This window comes from Phaeobacter sp. JH20_29 (assembly GCF_048056175.1).
Classification (GTDB): Bacteria; Pseudomonadota; Alphaproteobacteria; order Rhodobacterales; family Rhodobacteraceae; genus Phaeobacter; species Phaeobacter bryozoorum.
Genome location: NZ_JAYMWO010000013.1, coordinates 158444 through 173952, shown reverse-complemented (window position 1 = coordinate 173952; position 15509 = coordinate 158444). Strand labels below are relative to the sequence as shown.

Annotated in this window: 17 protein-coding genes and 1 tRNA gene; 11 read left to right on the top strand and 7 right to left on the bottom strand. The window is 61.4% G+C overall.

The window, feature by feature from the left end; translation table 11 throughout:
* Positions 1 to 58: 58 nt before the first annotated feature.
* A complete protein-coding gene (locus VWZ85_RS10600; protein ID WP_416588210.1) occupies positions 59 to 1165 on the bottom strand; it encodes a PA0069 family radical SAM protein in 1107 nt (368 codons plus the stop codon).
* Between the two features lie 222 nt (positions 1166 to 1387).
* Here VWZ85_RS10600 and VWZ85_RS10595 point away from each other — a divergent pair, with 222 nt between their 5' ends.
* Together VWZ85_RS10595 and VWZ85_RS10590 are read left to right on the top strand one after the other, a co-directional pair.
* Complete coding sequence (locus tag VWZ85_RS10595; protein ID WP_340545386.1) at positions 1388 to 2089, top strand: corrinoid protein; 702 nt, start codon at positions 1388 to 1390, stop codon at positions 2087 to 2089.
* Between the two features lies 1 nt (position 2090).
* Positions 2091 to 2816 carry a DUF1638 domain-containing protein gene (locus VWZ85_RS10590; RefSeq protein WP_416588207.1) on the top strand — a complete coding sequence of 242 codons (726 nt, stop codon included), beginning with the start codon at positions 2091 to 2093 and terminating at the stop codon, positions 2814 to 2816.
* A gap of 46 nt (positions 2817 to 2862) precedes the next feature.
* Here VWZ85_RS10590 and VWZ85_RS10585 read toward each other — a convergent pair whose 3' ends face one another.
* Positions 2863 to 3492, bottom strand: coding sequence for a glutathione S-transferase family protein (locus VWZ85_RS10585; RefSeq protein WP_416588206.1), 630 nt, complete (start codon positions 3490 to 3492; stop codon positions 2863 to 2865).
* Positions 3493 to 3587: 95 nt separating this feature from the next.
* Between VWZ85_RS10585 and VWZ85_RS10580 the strand changes: the two genes are divergently transcribed.
* A complete protein-coding gene (locus tag VWZ85_RS10580) occupies positions 3588 to 4298 on the top strand; it encodes a helix-turn-helix transcriptional regulator (RefSeq protein WP_416536944.1) in 711 nt (236 codons plus the stop codon).
* A 33-nt stretch (positions 4299 to 4331) separates the two neighbouring features.
* Here the strand turns inward: VWZ85_RS10580 and VWZ85_RS10575 are convergent, their stop codons facing one another.
* Positions 4332 to 4742, bottom strand: coding sequence for a SufE family protein (locus tag VWZ85_RS10575; RefSeq protein WP_340545382.1), 411 nt, complete (start codon positions 4740 to 4742; stop codon positions 4332 to 4334).
* A 163-nt stretch (positions 4743 to 4905) separates the two neighbouring features.
* On the opposite strand from VWZ85_RS10575, the gene VWZ85_RS10570 reads away from it, so the two are divergent.
* Entirely contained in the window at positions 4906 to 5430 is a 525-nt protein-coding gene (locus tag VWZ85_RS10570; protein WP_340545381.1) for a hypothetical protein, read from the top strand.
* A 99-nt stretch (positions 5431 to 5529) separates the two neighbouring features.
* Here VWZ85_RS10570 and rnd read toward each other — a convergent pair whose 3' ends face one another.
* The gene (rnd, locus tag VWZ85_RS10565; RefSeq protein WP_416536108.1) at positions 5530 to 6687 is read right to left on the bottom strand and encodes a ribonuclease D; all 1158 of its coding nucleotides are present in this window, start codon (positions 6685 to 6687) and stop codon (positions 5530 to 5532) included.
* Between the two features lie 229 nt (positions 6688 to 6916).
* Between rnd and VWZ85_RS10560 the strand changes: the two genes are divergently transcribed.
* Positions 6917 to 7111 (top strand): hypothetical protein, encoded by a 195-nt coding sequence (locus VWZ85_RS10560; RefSeq protein ID WP_416588203.1) that lies wholly within the window; start codon positions 6917 to 6919, stop codon positions 7109 to 7111.
* A gap of 29 nt (positions 7112 to 7140) precedes the next feature.
* Here VWZ85_RS10560 and purN read toward each other — a convergent pair whose 3' ends face one another.
* From purN to VWZ85_RS10545, 3 genes are all read right to left on the bottom strand, one after another.
* Positions 7141 to 7737, bottom strand: coding sequence for a phosphoribosylglycinamide formyltransferase (purN, locus tag VWZ85_RS10555; RefSeq protein ID WP_340545378.1), 597 nt, complete (start codon positions 7735 to 7737; stop codon positions 7141 to 7143).
* On the bottom strand, positions 7734 to 8780 hold the full coding sequence (purM, locus tag VWZ85_RS10550; RefSeq protein ID WP_416540276.1) for a phosphoribosylformylglycinamidine cyclo-ligase: 1047 nt from the start codon (positions 8778 to 8780) through the stop codon (positions 7734 to 7736). Before purM ends, purN begins: the two co-directional genes overlap by 4 nt.
* Positions 8781 to 8903: 123 nt before the next feature.
* On the bottom strand, positions 8904 to 9881 hold the full coding sequence (locus VWZ85_RS10545) for an MBL fold metallo-hydrolase (protein ID WP_416588201.1): 978 nt from the start codon (positions 9879 to 9881) through the stop codon (positions 8904 to 8906).
* A 118-nt stretch (positions 9882 to 9999) separates the two neighbouring features.
* On the opposite strand from VWZ85_RS10545, the gene VWZ85_RS10540 reads away from it, so the two are divergent.
* From VWZ85_RS10540 to VWZ85_RS10515, 6 genes are all read left to right on the top strand, one after another.
* On the top strand, positions 10000 to 10935 hold the full coding sequence (locus VWZ85_RS10540; protein ID WP_416544268.1) for a LysR family transcriptional regulator: 936 nt from the start codon (positions 10000 to 10002) through the stop codon (positions 10933 to 10935).
* A gap of 34 nt (positions 10936 to 10969) precedes the next feature.
* A tRNA-Ile gene (locus VWZ85_RS10535) sits at positions 10970 to 11045 on the top strand.
* Between the two features lie 192 nt (positions 11046 to 11237).
* Entirely contained in the window at positions 11238 to 12269 is a 1032-nt protein-coding gene (locus VWZ85_RS10530) for a LacI family DNA-binding transcriptional regulator (protein WP_340545374.1), read from the top strand.
* A 114-nt stretch (positions 12270 to 12383) separates the two neighbouring features.
* Positions 12384 to 13685 carry an ABC transporter substrate-binding protein gene (locus VWZ85_RS10525; RefSeq protein WP_416538660.1) on the top strand — a complete coding sequence of 434 codons (1302 nt, stop codon included), beginning with the start codon at positions 12384 to 12386 and terminating at the stop codon, positions 13683 to 13685.
* A 116-nt stretch (positions 13686 to 13801) separates the two neighbouring features.
* Entirely contained in the window at positions 13802 to 14668 is an 867-nt protein-coding gene (locus VWZ85_RS10520; protein WP_340545372.1) for a carbohydrate ABC transporter permease, read from the top strand.
* Between the two features lie 9 nt (positions 14669 to 14677).
* Entirely contained in the window at positions 14678 to 15508 is an 831-nt protein-coding gene (locus tag VWZ85_RS10515) for a carbohydrate ABC transporter permease (protein ID WP_340545371.1), read from the top strand.
* Position 15509 lies beyond the last annotated feature (1 nt).

Sequence of the window (15509 nt, the reverse complement as noted above, 5' to 3'; positions counted from 1 at the left end):
GCCCGAAGCGGTCTCAGGATGGCTTCGGGCGATCACCTTCGCAGCCCTGCGACGACTTTTAGAACAGCGCCAGCTGATCCCCGGCCTGTGCCGGTTTTGCAAAGAGATCGCAGCGCAGCTGAGGCGCGCGCTGCGCAAGGCCCAGCCGTTTGCACGCGGCATTGAACCGGTTGGCGATCACCGCCGCATAAGGCCCCTCGCCACGCATACGATGCCCCCAGCGCGGGTCATAGTCCCGCCCTCCGTGCATTTCGCGCAGCCGTGCCATGACTTTTTCGGCGCGCAGCGGCACATGCTCCGCCAGCCATTCCTGCCAGAGCTCCGACACGTCACGCGGCAGCCGCAGCATGATCCAGCTTGCCGCATCGGCGCCGGCATCGGCCCCGGCGGCCAGCAGCGCCTCCAGCTCATGGTCGGTCAGCCCCGGCACGACGGGCGAGGTCATGATACGCACCGGGACACCCGCCTCAGACAGGCGCCGGATGGTCGCGAGGCGACGGGCAGGCGTCGGCGCGCGCGGCTCCATGCGGCGCGACAGCTCCGCATCCAAGGTGGTGACGGAGATGCCAACCCGCACAAGGCCACGCCCGGCCATGGCCGACAGAATATCAAGATCCCGCTCAATCAGGGTCCCCTTGGTGACGATGGCGACCGGATGGGAGAACTGATCCAGCACCTCCAGACAGGCGCGGGTCAGCCCGAGATCACGCTCACACGGCTGGTAGGGATCGGTATTGGTCCCGATGGCAATCGGCGCCACCTTGTAGCGCGGCTGCGACAGTTCGCGGCGCAACACCTCGGCGGCATTGGGGCGCGCGATCAGCCGGGTTTCGAAATCCAATCCCGGCGACAGCCCCAGATAGGCATGGCTGGGACGGGCAAAGCAATAGATGCAGCCATGTTCACAGCCGCGGTAGGTGTTGATCGAGCGATCAAACGGCAGATCGGGCGATTTATTATAGGAAATCAACGAGCGCGCCACCTCATGCCGGATATCGGTTTCGATCCTTGGCGCGCCGCTATCATCGCCGTCATCACGCGAATCCTGCAGCCCTCCCCAACCGTCATCAATGGCATCTCGCGCCAAATCAAACCGCCCTGCCGCATTGCTGAGGCTGGCGCGGGCTTTGCGACGTTGTGGCGGTGGTGGCAAGATCTCGGTCATCGGGGCATCTTGCCGCAAAGTTGAGAACAAATAAAGAACAAACGCAAGAAACCGAAGATTTCCATGCGAAATCTTCATTATTATTCCGCCATTTTTGCGCCTATACGTCGGTTCGGACCAAGGCAACGTCGCAAACAATGCAGTCTCTTGGGGTCAATCTGGACCAATACGAGTTAAACGAGGCCAAACCGGGGTCACCCCGCCCAGTCAAGGAATACACCCATGTCGGAAGACGCAGATGACATCATCCTGGCAGATCTCAATGACGAGGAACTCGTCCAGCAGATGTTCGATGACCTCTATGACGGCCTCAAGGAAGAGATCGAAGAGAGTGTCAATATTCTGCTCGAGCGCGGTTGGGCACCCTACCGGATCCTGACCGAGGCGCTGGTAGGTGGCATGACCATCGTGGGCGCCGACTTCCGCGACGGCATCCTGTTTGTGCCCGAGGTGCTGCTGGCGGCCAACGCGATGAAGGGCGGCATGGCCATCCTGAAGCCGCTGCTGGCGGAAACCGGCGCGCCGCGCATGGGCTCCATGGTGATCGGCACCGTGAAGGGCGACATTCACGACATCGGCAAGAACCTCGTCTCCATGATGATGGAAGGTGCCGGTTTCGAGGTGGTGGACATCGGCATCAACAACCCGGTCGAGAACTATCTGGAAGCTCTGGAAGAGCACAAGCCGGACATCCTCGGCATGTCGGCCCTGCTGACCACCACGATGCCCTATATGAAGGTCGTGATCGACACGATGATCGAACAGGGCAAACGCGACGATTACATCGTTCTGGTTGGCGGCGCGCCGCTGAACGAAGAATTCGGCAAGGCAATTGGCGCAGATGGCTATTGCCGTGACGCGGCTGTGGCCGTGGAAATGGCGAAGGACTTCGTTGCGCGCAAGCACAACCAGATGAGCGCCTGATTTGGCACGCAAAGGACGCGCCGCCCGCCTGACTGAGCGGGCGGCGTTCCAACCGCCCACCGGGCGGTCGCTTGAGGAAACCTCCCTCACCGAGCGGGGCCTGGCCGCACCTTTGAGAAAAACGGGCCGTATCCTGTTGATTGCCTGCGGTGCGCTGGCCCGGGAAATTCTGGCTATCAAAGATGCCAACGGGCTTGATCACATTGATCTCACCTGCCTGCCGGCCAAGCTGCACCTTTACCCTGAACAGATTGTTGATGCGGTGGACGGGGCCGTCGCCAAACATTCCCGCGTCTATGACAGCATCTATGTCGTCTATGCCGATTGCGGTACGGGCGGCGCGCTGGAGCGCAAATGCGCCGAGCTCGGTGTCGAGATGATTGCCGGCCCGCATTGCTATTCGTTCTTCGAAGGCAACGACCAATTTACCGCCCATGGCGAGGCCGGAGAGATCACCGCCTTTTACCTGACGGATTTTCTGGTGAAGCAATTCGACGCCTTTGTCTGGCGGCCGATGGGATTGGATAAGCACCCGGAACTGCGGGACATGGTGTTCGGCAACTACACCAAGCTGGTTTACCAGTCGCAGATCGATGATCCGGCACTGCTTGAGAAAGCTGAACTCTGCGCCAAGCGCATGGGGCTGGCGTTTGAACATCGCCACACCGGTTATGGGGATCTGAAAACCGCGGTGATGGCCTGGAGCGATAAGACGGCGCGCGATTAGACCGCGCGCCGCAGATTTATCGGAATGGGTGGCTGCCCTGACCCGCTCAGGCGTCTTCCAGCGCGCTCAACTGCGCGGTTGTTTCGGCCTCGTAGGCCGCGATGGCCTGACCGTCCTGCGCGGCGCTGACCCGCTCCACCCAGGCCTTGATCACGGCGCTGTCGGGCATCAGATGCGGCGCCCACTGAAATGGCGACGCCAACAGGATATCCGCGAGGCAGAGCGTATCGCCCAGCAGGAAGTCACCTTCGGCCAGCGCTGTTTCCAGCGCCGTGCAGACTTCAGCCAAACCGCGATATGCCCCGTTGATGGCCGGATGATCCAAGCCTGAGAAGGCCGCAACCAGAACCGGATCCAGCACGCCGCCGGCGTAGGTCATCCAGCTGAGATAGCGGCCACGATCCGGCGTGCCGATCTTGGGGCTGAGCGGCTGACCGTACAGCTCATCCAGATACATCATGATGGCAGCGCTCTCGCGGACACCCTGCCCCTCATCGGTGACCAGATAGGGGACTTTCCCCTCGGGATGAGGATTGCGTGGATCACGGCGACCGGTGCCATCAAAGCGCTCTACGCTGACGGGAACGACCTCGACCGCATCCAGTTTGCCGATGAGCATAAGCTGCGCAATGACACGAGAGGAGCGGCTGTTGGGGCAATGATAAAGCGTCGGCATTTCAATGACTTTCCATTTGTTATGTTGCTGATGGTAGTGATATGCGACTACCCTCCTGCCAAATTCTGTCAGGATGCTTGCGGATAGATGGACCCATGCCTAAAACAGATCGCCTTTTTCGTCTGCTGCATCTGATCCGGGGGTTGCGCCCGCCGGTCACGGCGGCCCGGCTTGCCGCCGCGATGGAGGTGTCGGAGCGTACGATCTACCGTGACATCGACAGCCTGCGCGCGGCAGGGGCGCGGATCGAGGGAGAGGCGGGGCTGGGTTATACGATGACCGAAGATCCGGCGCTGCCGCCGCAGACCTTTTCCCAGATCGAGCTGGAAGCGCTGACCCTTGGGCTGTCGGATGTGAATCAGCGCGGCGACCCCGATCTGGCGAAGGCAGCGACAGATGCGCTGGTCAAGATCCTCGCTACATTGCCCGAACGCCAGCAGCGGCAGGCCATGCATGCGGTCAATCTGGTCCATCGCTATTATGCACCGGCCAAACCCACCATTGACATGACCCTCCTGCGCGAAGCGATGTGGGCGGAGGAGGCGCTGGATATAGGTTATCGCGACCTGAAAGACGCCCGGACCACGCGGCGGATCTATCCGCTGGCGCTATCCTATCACGACCGCAGCGTGATGCTGCTGGCCTGGTGCTGCAAACGCGAGGATTTCCGCAGTTTCCATGTGACCCGGATTGATGGTTACAGCAAGACCGGAGAAAGCTTTCGTCCCCGGCGTGTCACCCTGCTGCGTGCGTTCATTGACCACCTTCATTCGCGGGATCGCGGTGGCGAAGGCGCGGCCCGATGACGGGCGATGATCACCCGGGACCGGCCCGCTGGATCAGACGGCCGCCGCTGCCGTTTCGCGAATGCGCTGGACCATTGCAGTCAGCCCATTTGAACGCTGCGCCGACAGATGATCATTGAGACCCAGCCGCGCCAGTTCGGCCCGCGCGTCGACCGCCAGCACCTCCTCAAGGGAGAGGCCGTTATACAGCGCACGCAACACCGCGATCAGCCCGCGCACGATCATTGCGTCGCTTTCACCGTCGAAGTGGAACACACCGTTTTCGATGGTGGGATGCAGCCAGACCTGACTGGCGCAGCCGTCAACCTTGGTTGCGGGCACCTTCAGCGCGTCTTCCAGCGGATCCATCGCCTTGCCCTGTTCGATGACATGGCGGTAGCGATCTTCCCAATCGTCGAGAAACTCGAAATCTTCGACAATCTCTTCAAAGGCGGCACTGGCCATGGGGGTGTTCCTCGTCTGGTTTTGCGGCCCGGTGTCCTGCGCTGATCGACGCAACCACCGGCACCGCTGGACCTAAGGCGCAAACAATGGCTTTTCAACTGCTTTTCAAGTGGCTTGCAATCGGGTAACCACATGCGAGGACATATCGAACGGGTGAACCATCATGCAACGATCTCTCGCACTCCTCCTGATTGGAGCCGTGGCGCTATCTGGCTGTGGGTTTCGCGATTCGCGGGTGAACCCGTTGAACTGGTTTGGCGGCTCCGATGAGGTCGAGGTGCAGGAGACCAGCGGTGAGCCGGTCAATCCGCTGATCCCGGTGAAGACCCGCGTCAGCGTCTTTGCCCGCCCCGATGCGGTGGACAACAGCGTGCTGGTGCAAAGCGTCAGCGAGATGCGGGTGGAACGCACGCCAACCGGCGCAATCGTCTATGCTACCGGCATTGCCGCACGGCAGGGCGCCTATGGGGTCGAGCTGCGCCTGGACGAGGCCGATCGCGACGTGCGCACCCGTGACGACACGCTGGATTTCACATTCCGCGCCACCTACCCCGAGTATCGGACGGCTGTTGGCAGCGACCGCACCCGGACCTTGCGGGCTGCTTTCAGCCTCAGCAAGCAGGAGCTTGCCAGCGTACGCAGCATCCGGGTTGTCGCCGCACAGAACGCACGCGAAAGCCGCCGCTGAGGTTCACGCCCAACATAGGCTGAATATGCAAAAGGCGCCTGCAACGGGCGCCTTTATTGTTTTATGTCCCGGTGCCCCGGCGACGTGATCGGGCAGCGATCAGAGGGTTACAACCTTCACGTACTGCCCCTTTGCAGCCAGCGCGATCTCGCCGTTGCAGAGACGCAGCGCATCGGCGCCAAACACCTCGTGACGCCAGCCATTAAGCGCGGGAACATCGCGCTGACCGGCCGCGATGGCGTCCAGATCGGAGCTGGGGGCAATCAACTTGGCCGCAACACCGGAGGCCTCGGTCTTGGCCTTCAGGAGCACCCGCAGCAGATCGGCGAGCGCCGGATTCACCTGCATTTTCTCACGGCTGCGATCCGGTTGCGGCTGTGATCCCGCCGGGCAGTTCACGCCCTTGGCAACCGCCTGAAGGATGCCTTCGGCGATTGCGCCCTTGCGGGCCTCGCGCAGCAGCAACCGCGAATTGCCGAGGTCTGAGCTGTTCTTCGGCTTGGTCGAGGCCAGCTCCACCAAGGCGTCATCCTTGAACACACGGTTGCGCGGGACATTGTTGGTCTTGGCGTAGCTCTCGCGAAAAGCCGCCAGCTCGCGCACGATTGCAAGGAATTTGCCGGAGTTGGTGCGGGTTTTCACGCGCCGCCACGCCTCTTGCGGATCGACATCATAGGTCGCCGGATCGGTGAGCACCTGCAGCTCTTCGGCCACCCAATGGGCGCGTTCGGTGCGCTGCAGCTCGGCCGCGAGATGTTCGTAGATCTGGCGCAGATGGGTCACATCCGCCAGCGCATAGGTTTTCTGCGCCTCGCTCAGCGGGCGACGCGACCAGTCGGTAAACCGCGAAGTCTTGTCGACCCCCTGTTTGGCGATCTTGCGCACCAGTGTCTCATAGCCCACCTGTTCGCCAAAGCCGCAGACCATCGCCGCGACCTGCGTGTCAAACAGCGGCTTGGGAAAGACCTGCGCGTCAACCCAGAAGATTTCCAGATCCTGCCGCGCGGCATGGAACACCTTGACCACATTCTCGTTGCGAAACAACGCATAGAGCGGTTCCAGAGAAATCCCGTCAGCAAGCGGATCAACCAGAACGGCGTCAGTCTCTCCGTCACCGGAGAAGGCCAGCTGAATCAGGCAGAGCTTGGAATAATATGTCCGTTCACGCAGAAACTCGGTATCCACCGTGACATAGGCGTGCTGCGCTGCAGCTTCGCAGAAGGCCTGCAGTTCTTCGGTAGAGGTCAGAGTTTTCATCAATTACGGCTTTTTCTTTATCTGAATTATTGGGCCGTGATACGCGCTTGTCCCGGTCAATGCAAACATGTGCAGAGGGGGCCAGAGGATTTCAGCCCCGCCGTGATGTAGCAGGCGCACAGTCGCTGAAAATGTTCAATTTACGTGATGACAGGGCAATCAAACATTCATTTTCGGAATACCTAACGGATGGCTAGGTTGGTCATATAGCAAAAAAGGAGCATGAACGATGACCGCCCTGACCCCCTGTGAAACCAGCCCCCTTGCCCTCGCCTGCCCCGGGTCGTCCGCCGCCGGCCTGGCAGCCGTGGCGCTTGTCCTGGTGCTTGGCCTGCCCGCCCTGATGGCCCCGTCACCACAGGGGGCGACGCCGGACTGGCATGGCAACAGCGCGACACTGCCTATGCCAGGACCGAGCAATTAGACCGGGAAGATAGTCGTCGGGGCAGATCGTCAGGGCAGATAGACTGGCGTGCGATCTCCGGCGGCATAGCGACGCAACACGGCCGGATAGAGCTGATGCTCCTGCACCAGAACTTTTGCGGCCAGGCTCTCCGGCGTGTCGTCAGCAGCGACATCGACCCGCGCCTGCCCCAGGATCGGCCCGTCGTCGAGCACGGCCGTCACCTCATGTACGGTGCAGCCATGCTGGCGGTCGCCCGCCGCGAGTGCCCGTGCATGGGTGTTGAGACCGGTGTATTTCGGCAGCAGCGAGGGGTGAATATTCAGCATCCGCCCCTGAAACTGCGATACAAAACCATCAGTCAGAACGCGCATGAACCCCGCCAGACAGACGATATCCGCGCCGGAGGCAAGGATCGGCTTGACGAGTTCCGCCTCAAATGCGGCGCGATCCTTGCCATAGGGTTTGTGGTCCACCACCGCAGTTGGAATGCCTGCGGCGGCAGCCTTCGTCAGGCCACCGGCGCTGGCGATGTTGGACAAGACCAGACAGGGCCGCGCCGGATGATCGCCGGTCATGCTTTCGACCAGCGACACCATGTTGGAGCCGCCGCCCGAAATCAGGATCGCGACCTTCTTGTGGCTCACAGCAGCTTGCCCGAATAGCGCATACCGGCGCCTGCTGTGACGGTGCCCAGACGCGAGACGGTCTCGCCCTCGGTTTCCAGCACCTTCACCAGTTCATCCGCGCGGTCGGCAGAGACAGACAGGATCATGCCAATGCCGCAGTTGAAGGTCTTCAGCATCTCTGCCTCGGCAATACCGCCAGTCTCGGCCATCCATTTGAACACGGGCGGCAAGTCCCAGGCATTCAGGTCGATGTCAGCGCCCAGATCCTCGGGCAGGACACGCGGCAGGTTTTCGGTCAGACCACCGCCGGTGATATGAGCCAGCGCATGAACGCCGCCCGCCCGCACGGCAGCCAGGCATTGTTTTACATAGAGACGGGTCGGCGTCAGCAGCGCCGCACCCAGCGTGCCCTCGCCGAAGGGGCAGTCCGCGTCCCAGCCGAGGCCGGAGACGTCAACCAGCTTGCGCACCAGCGAGTAACCGTTGGAGTGCACGCCGTCAGAGGCCAGCCCCAGAAGCACGTCGCCTTCTTGCACGTCGGCAGGCAGCGCACTGCCGCGTTCCATTGCGCCCACCGCAAAGCCCGCCAGGTCGAAATCCCCTGCGGGGTACATGCCCGGCATTTCGGCCGTCTCACCGCCGATCAGCGCACAGCCAGAGCGCACGCAGCCCTCGGCGATGCCTTCGATGATGCGGGCCGCCACGTCGGTTTCCAGCTTGCCGGTTGCGAAATAGTCGAGGAAGAACAGCGGCTCAGCACCCTGGCAGACCAGATCGTTGACGCACATCGCCACCAGGTCGATGCCAACGCCATCCACCACACCGGTGTCGATGGCAATCCGCAGTTTGGTGCCGACACCATCGGTGGCGCCAACCAGAATGGGGTCGCTGTAGCCTGCGTCCTTCAGATCGAACAGCGCGCCAAAGCCGCCAAGGCCGCTCATCACGCCAGAACGGTTGGTCCGTTTCGCGGCGGGCTTGATGCGGTCCACCAAAGCGTTGCCTGCATCAATATCCACCCCCGCGTCCGCGTAGGTCAAACCGTTCTTGCCGCTGGTCATCTCAGTGCTCCTTCAAAGACGTTGGGCAGCCTTTAGCGCAAGGCGCATCAGAAGGGAACTAGGGAATCCGCTGCGCCATCCCGGACGGCGCAGCAGGCTGTTGTTCGAGACGGGACAGCTGTCTCAGATGCCAAACTGCCAAGGCGCTGCCTGATAGGCAAAGGCGTCCCCCTGCCGCAGCACCCGGCCGAGCGCCGGGAAGTCGAGATGCGCGCCAGTGACCAGCAGGTTGTCCGCCGCCGCCCGGTCCATCATCCGCCGCCGTGTTTGAGCGGTCTGGGCCGGATCGGTGTCAAAGGCGATGGTCCACTCCGGCAGCGCGAACTGCAGCGCGGCGCTGTGGATCAGGTCACCCCAGAACAGCAACCCCTCGCCGCCCGCATCCAGCATGAAGCCGGTATGGCCCGGCGTATGGCCCGGCAGTTCCAGCGCGGTGAAGCCAGGCGCGGCCTCGCCCTCGCCCTGTAGGAGGCGCAGGCGGTCCGCATAGGGGGCAACCGTGCGGCGCGCCATTTCAAAGAAACCGCGGTTGCTTTGCGGTACGCCCGCCATGATGGCATCGTCATGCCAGAAATCCCATTCCCGCTGCGCCACGACCAGCTCAGCACTGGCAAAGGCCGCAGCACCGTCGGGCGTGATCAGCCCGCCGGAATGATCCGGGTGGATATGGGTCAAGAGTACCGTATCAATACTCTCCGGCGCGACGCCCGCTGCGGCCAGTCCGGCACCCAGCGCCCCCAGCCCCGGCCCCATCAGCTGCGCGGTGCCGGTGTCGATCAACAGCTTCTTCCCGCCCCGCTCCACCAGGTAGCCGTTGACAGGGATCTGCAACGCATCGTTCTGAAGCCGGTGCAGGCCCTGTGCCAGGACGGTTTCGGCCTTGGCAGCATCGTAGTCGTTGAAGAGCTGCGTCCCCAGCGGCAAGTGGCCATCCAGCAATACCGTGATTCTGGCATCCCCAAGTGTGAATGCGTGGATAACCGGGCTCGCCGTTACAGCCCCTTCTGCCGCCCAAGCCCAGCTGCCGCCCGCGAACCCGGTTGCCACTGCCGCGGGGGCCGCTACCAGCCCGCCCAGAAATGCCCTGCGATTGATTGTCATAAGAAACTCCAATATCTGTTTCAGGAAATATTCCCGTGCACCGGACTTAAGGCCGTAATTTCACGGCTTGCAGCCCGGCAGCACCGATAACTGTTATTAGCAACTCTTATAGGCCACCATGGACAAACTGACGCTGCTGGAAACCTTCACCATCGCCCTGGACGAAGGCAGCCTGAACCGCACTGCCCAGCGCCGCGGCATTACCCAGTCTGCAGTTAGTCAGCAGATCAAGCAACTAGAGGCGCTGATGGGCCAGCAATTGCTGCACCGCACCGCCAAGGGCATTCACGCCACCCGCGCAGGCGATCTGGTGTTCAGCCATGCGCAGGCCCTGCTGTCCGGCTACAACCGCATGACAGCCGAAGTGGACGCCCTGGAAGGCAGCGTCTCCGGCACCTTCCGCATCAGCGTGAACTCCTTTCTGGGGCGCAGTGTGATTGGGCCGATGCTTTTGGATCTGAACCGCGAACACCCGGACCTGAATATCGTGATGCGGCTGGAGGACCGGCTGGTCCATGTGGTGCGCGAAGGCTACGACCTTGCGATCCGCACCGGGAGACTCGGCGACACAGACGGTTTTGGACGCAAGATCTCCACTCTGGAAACAGTGCTGTTTGCCACCCCGGACTATCTGGACCGCGAAGGTCGCCCGCAAACGCCGGAGGAGCTGAAACGACTCAAATTCATTCAGCACCACGAGGATCAGACCCGTGGCTTCTTTCCGCTGCGCCGCGGCGGGCAGGAATACCCGGCACCGGTGCAGGTTGGTTTCACCGCCGACGACCCGGACCTGATCATGCGCGCCGTCAGCAGCGGCTCCGGCTATACCCGCGCGCCCCGTTTCATGGTGGAGGATCAGCTGGCCAGCGGGGAATACGAACAGGTTCTTCCCGGCTTTGAAGCCCCTTTGAAGGACGTGTTTGCCGTCTACCCGTCGCGCCGCACGCCAGACCGCCGCCGGGACCTGACCATCGAACACACCGTGGCACGGCTGGACGCCCTGCTGCGGCCCCAAGCTGCGGAAACACCGGCGCCCTCTGCAATCACCGCTTGACCTTGGCTGCCCCATTTCCTAACCAACCTGTGGCGGGCCTGTAGCTCAACGGTTAGAGCAGAGCGCTCATAACGCTTTGGTTGCAGGTTCGAATCCTGCCGGGCCTACCATTCCTCCGCTACAGACCAGGGTGATACCACTACCGGAGCACCCGCAAGGAATTTGACGCGCGTCAACTTGCGTGACACAGTCCACATCCTGCGCGGCGCACCGCGGCGACGGGCGCTGGCATTCAGACCGCAAGGATGCCCCCGGACGCCCCCTCTCCGTACGCCCAAGGACGACAACAAGGACCGCGACTGATGAGTGATCCCAAGATCAAGAACATGGATGAATTCGCGGCCGTTAGCGGCATCTCCCGCCCGACGCTGTCGAAGTTCTTCAACGATCCGGCCAGCGTTCGAACCTCGACGCGCAAGCGGATTGAAGATGCGCTGGAGAAATTCGACTACCGGCCCAATCTCTATGCGATGAACCAGAACCGGCGGCTGACCAAGACCATCGGCATCGTGGTTCCAAATCTCACCGATCCGTTCTTTGCCAAGATCGCCGGCCATATCGAAGATCATGTCATCGCCGCAGGCTATCGGCCGGTACTGCTGGGATCAAACGGCACGCCGTCACAGGAATTGGAGAACCTGACCAATCTGCGTATGCTCAAACCCGCCGGTGCGCTGCTGGCGCCCCTTGGGCGCGGGTCCGAGGTCCCGCAGATCCGGCAGTTCTGCGAAGAGGTGCCGACCGTCCTGTTTGATGCCAATCTGGAAGAGACCGGTGCCGCCTTCATCGGCTCGAACAATCAACAGAGCATCGGCACGATCGTGGAGTATCTGTGCCGTACTGGCGATGCGCCGGCCTTTTTCGAGATGAAGACTCCGACGAACCCCAATGCGGTGAAACGGCGCAACGCCTATATTTCCGCGATGCAACAGCTGGGTCACGAACCCGAGCTGATCCAGGTCGAAGGTGACGGCTGGGACTTTGAAGAGATCGGCTTTCGCGAGGGCACCCGGGTGCTGTCTGGTCAGCGACCGCAAACCGATACCATCTTGTGCAGCAATGACCGGCTTGCCATAGGGCTGTTGTCCGCTGCCTATCAGCAGGGGTTGCGCGTCGGCCTTGGGGATGGCTGCGCCCTGCGGATCGCAGGGCATGATGACCACCCGTTTTCCCGCTACACCTGCCCGACGCTGACAACCGTTTCGCAGGATTACACCGCAATCGCCCGCACCAGTGCCGAAACACTGGTGGCCCGAATCGAAGGCAGCGCGGCGGCGGCGCCCCGCCGGGAAATTCTGTTTGACGGACAGCTGGTCATGCGCGGATCCGCATAGGCACTCCCATTCATCCAGCTCTTTCAAAACTTTACGCGCGTTAAATTTAAATTGACGCGCGATGATCCGTTCCGGTATCCTCACGTGGCAACATCCAATCATGGGAGGATAAGGATGTACCTTAAGAGCGCATTGCATGCGGCAACGGCCTTGACCGTTTTTGCCAGCACCGCCGCCTTTGCCGATACGATCACAATCGCCACCGTGAACAACGGCGACATGATCCGAATGCAGGGGCTGACAGAGGATTTTACCGCCAAGACCGGCCATGAGGTGGAATGGGTCACGCTTGAGGAAAACGTGCTGCGGCAGCGTGTCACCACCGACATCTCGGCCAAGGGCGGTCAGTTCGACATCATGACCATCGGCATGTACGAAACCCCGATCTGGGGCAAGAACGGCTGGCTGGTCCCTCTGGATGATCTGCCTGCCGAGTATGACGTAGACGATATCCTACCCGCCATGCGGGGTGGCCTGTCCCATGACGGCACGCTTTATGCGGCGCCGTTCTACGGCGAAAGCTCCATGATCATGTATCGCACCGACCTGATGGAAAAGGCCGGTCTTGAAATGCCCAGTGCACCGACCTGGGACTTTGTCGCCGATGCGGCACGTCAGATGACCGACAGGGACAATGAAATCTATGGCATCTGCCTGCGCGGCAAAGCCGGCTGGGGGGAGAATGCGGCCTTCCTTACAGCGATGTCCAACTCCTTTGGTGCGCGCTGGTTCGATGAAAACTGGGTGCCTCAGTTCGACAGTGATGCCTGGTCGAACACGCTCAATTTCTACATCGACCTGATGAATGACGCAGGCCCTCCCGGGGCATCGGGCAACGGGTTCAACGAAAACCTTTCGCTGTTCCAGCAGGGCAAATGCGGCATGTGGATCGACGCCACAGTTGCGGCGTCTTTCGTGACCAATCCGAATGACTCCACCGTCGCGGACAAAGTCGGCTTTGCCCTCGCGCCGGATACCGGGCTCGGCAAACGCAGCAACTGGCTCTGGGCCTGGGCGCTGGCCATTCCGGCAGGAACACAGAAGGAGGCCGCCGCAAAGGAATTCATCCAATGGGCCACTTCGAAGGACTATATAGAGCTGGTGGCCGAGAAAGAAGGCTGGGCCAATGTCCCGCCGGGTGCGCGGACCTCGCTCTATGACAACCCGAACTACAAGGATATCCCCTTTGCCAAGATGACACTGGACAGCATCCTGTCGGCGGATCCGAACAATCCGACGGTTGATCCGGTGCCCTACGTTGGGATCCAGTTTGCGGCAATCCCCGAGTTCGCAGGCATTGCGACGCAGGTCGGTCAGGAGTTCTCGGCGGCCCTCGCCGGGCAACAGACCGCTGACGAGGCGCTGGCCAAGGCGCAGGCGCTGGCCGCAGACGAAATGGAAGCGGCAGGGTACTGACGCCTCCTCCCTCCCAGAGGGCGGCGCCACGATCTGGCCGCCCTCTGGCCCCCCGGAACTAACAAGCCAATATTGCTCACGACGGCCTCAGCCCCCGGCGAGAATGGAGATTTGCCATGGCGACCCAGCATTCCCGGTCGGCAGCACGCATCATGATGGCCCCCGCAGTGATCCTGCTTCTGGGCTGGATGCTGGTCCCGCTGACGATGACGCTCTACTTTTCCTTCAAGAAATATCTGCCCCTGCGTGGTGGCGATCTGGGCTGGGTGGGATTTGACAACTACGTCCGGTTCCTGTCCTCCAGCTCGTTCTGGCCAAGCGTTCAGGCGACGCTGATCATCGTTGGTGGAGTGCTCCTCATCACCGTGATCCTCGGCGTGTGCCTCGCGCTGCTGCTCAATCAGCCGATGTGGGGACAGGGCATTGTCCGCATTCTGGTGATCGCGCCGTTTTTCGTGATGCCCACGGTCTCTGCGCTGGTCTGGAAGAATATGTTCATGGATCCTGTGAACGGTCTCTTTGCTCACCTGTGGAAGGCCTTCGGAGCCGAGCCGGTGTCATGGCTGTCCGAGGCCTCGCTGCAATCCATCATCCTGATCGTCAGCTGGCAGTGGCTGCCCTTTGCCACGCTGATCCTGCTGACCGCGATCCAGTCGCTGGACAGCGAACAGCTGGAGGCTGCTGAAATGGATGGCGCCCCGCCGGTTGCACGCTTCGGTTATATCACCCTGCCCCATCTCAGCCGCGCGATTACCGTCGTGGTGCTGATCCAGACCATTTTCCTCCTGTCGATTTTCGCGGAGATCTTCGTCACCACCCAAGGCTCGTTCGGGACCAAGACGCTGACCTATCTGATCTATCAACGCGTGCTGGAAAGCCAGAACGTCGGATTGGGATCCGCCGGTGGTGTCTACGCCATCATCCTCGCCAATATCGTTGCCATCTTCCTGATGCGCATCGTTGGCAAGAACCTCGACGCATAGGAGGCCACCATGGCACGAGCCGTTACACCTAGACGCAAAGCCATCAATACTGCGCTGGCCTGGGCTGTTGGGTTGCTGATCTTCTTTCCAATCCTCTGGACCATTCTGACCAGCTTCAAGACCGAGGCACAGGCCATCAGCGATCCGCCCGTCTTCCTGTTCTTTGACTGGACGCTTGAGAACTACAGCATCGTCCAGGAGCGCTCCGACTATATGCGCTTTCTGTGGAACTCGGTGATCATTGCCGGCGGCTCCACCATATTAGGCATAGTCATCGCCGTTCCCGCCGCCTGGTCGATGGCCTTCGTACCCTCGAAACGGACAAAGGATATCCTGCTGTGGATGCTCTCGACCAAGATGCTGCCAGCGGTCGGCGTGCTGTACCCGATCTATATCCTGTTCATCAAAATGGGTCTTCTGGACAACCGCTTTGGCCTGGTTGTGGTGCTGATGCTGATCAACCTGCCGATCATCGTCTGGATGCTTTACACCTACTTCAAGGAAATCCCCGGCGAGATCCTTGAGGCGGCGCGCATGGATGGCGCCACCCTGAAGGAGGAGATCCTCTATGTGCTGACGCCCATGGCCATTCCCGGCATCGCGTCCACGCTGCTGCTGAATATTATCCTGGCCTGGAACGAAGCCTTCTGGACGCTGAACCTGACGGCGGCGCAGGCTGCCCCCCTGACCGCCTTTATCGCCAGCTATTCCAGCCCGGAAGGCCTGTTCTACGCGAAACTGTCAGCCGCCTCGACCATGGCCATCGCGCCGATCCTCATCCTTGGCTGGTTCAGCCAGAAACAACTTGTCAGCGGCCTGACCTTCGGCGCAGTGAAATAAG

What these genes read in the sequence shown, in the direction of transcription:
- VWZ85_RS10520 (WP_340545372.1), top strand. Translation starts at nt 13,802, where the DNA reads ATGGCGACCCAGCATTCCCGGTCGGCAGCACGCATCATGATGGCCCCC.
- VWZ85_RS10580 (WP_416536944.1), top strand. Translation starts at nt 3,588, where the DNA reads ATGCCTAAAACAGATCGCCTTTTTCGTCTGCTGCATCTGATCCGGGGG.
- VWZ85_RS10530 (WP_340545374.1), top strand. Translation starts at nt 11,238, where the DNA reads ATGAGTGATCCCAAGATCAAGAACATGGATGAATTCGCGGCCGTTAGC.
- VWZ85_RS10540 (WP_416544268.1), top strand. Translation starts at nt 10,000, where the DNA reads ATGGACAAACTGACGCTGCTGGAAACCTTCACCATCGCCCTGGACGAA.
- VWZ85_RS10575 (WP_340545382.1), bottom strand. Translation starts at nt 4,742, where the DNA reads ATGGCCAGTGCCGCCTTTGAAGAGATTGTCGAAGATTTCGAGTTTCTC.
- VWZ85_RS10545 (WP_416588201.1), bottom strand. Translation starts at nt 9,881, where the DNA reads ATGACAATCAATCGCAGGGCATTTCTGGGCGGGCTGGTAGCGGCCCCC.
- purM (WP_416540276.1), bottom strand. Translation starts at nt 8,780, where the DNA reads ATGACCAGCGGCAAGAACGGTTTGACCTACGCGGACGCGGGGGTGGAT.
- VWZ85_RS10595 (WP_340545386.1), top strand. Translation starts at nt 1,388, where the DNA reads ATGTCGGAAGACGCAGATGACATCATCCTGGCAGATCTCAATGACGAG.
- VWZ85_RS10525 (WP_416538660.1), top strand. Translation starts at nt 12,384, where the DNA reads ATGTACCTTAAGAGCGCATTGCATGCGGCAACGGCCTTGACCGTTTTT.
- VWZ85_RS10560 (WP_416588203.1), top strand. Translation starts at nt 6,917, where the DNA reads ATGACCGCCCTGACCCCCTGTGAAACCAGCCCCCTTGCCCTCGCCTGC.
- VWZ85_RS10600 (WP_416588210.1), bottom strand. Translation starts at nt 1,165, where the DNA reads ATGACCGAGATCTTGCCACCACCGCCACAACGTCGCAAAGCCCGCGCC.
- VWZ85_RS10570 (WP_340545381.1), top strand. Translation starts at nt 4,906, where the DNA reads ATGCAACGATCTCTCGCACTCCTCCTGATTGGAGCCGTGGCGCTATCT.
- rnd (WP_416536108.1), bottom strand. Translation starts at nt 6,687, where the DNA reads ATGAAAACTCTGACCTCTACCGAAGAACTGCAGGCCTTCTGCGAAGCT.
- VWZ85_RS10585 (WP_416588206.1), bottom strand. Translation starts at nt 3,492, where the DNA reads ATGCCGACGCTTTATCATTGCCCCAACAGCCGCTCCTCTCGTGTCATT.
- VWZ85_RS10515 (WP_340545371.1), top strand. Translation starts at nt 14,678, where the DNA reads ATGGCACGAGCCGTTACACCTAGACGCAAAGCCATCAATACTGCGCTG.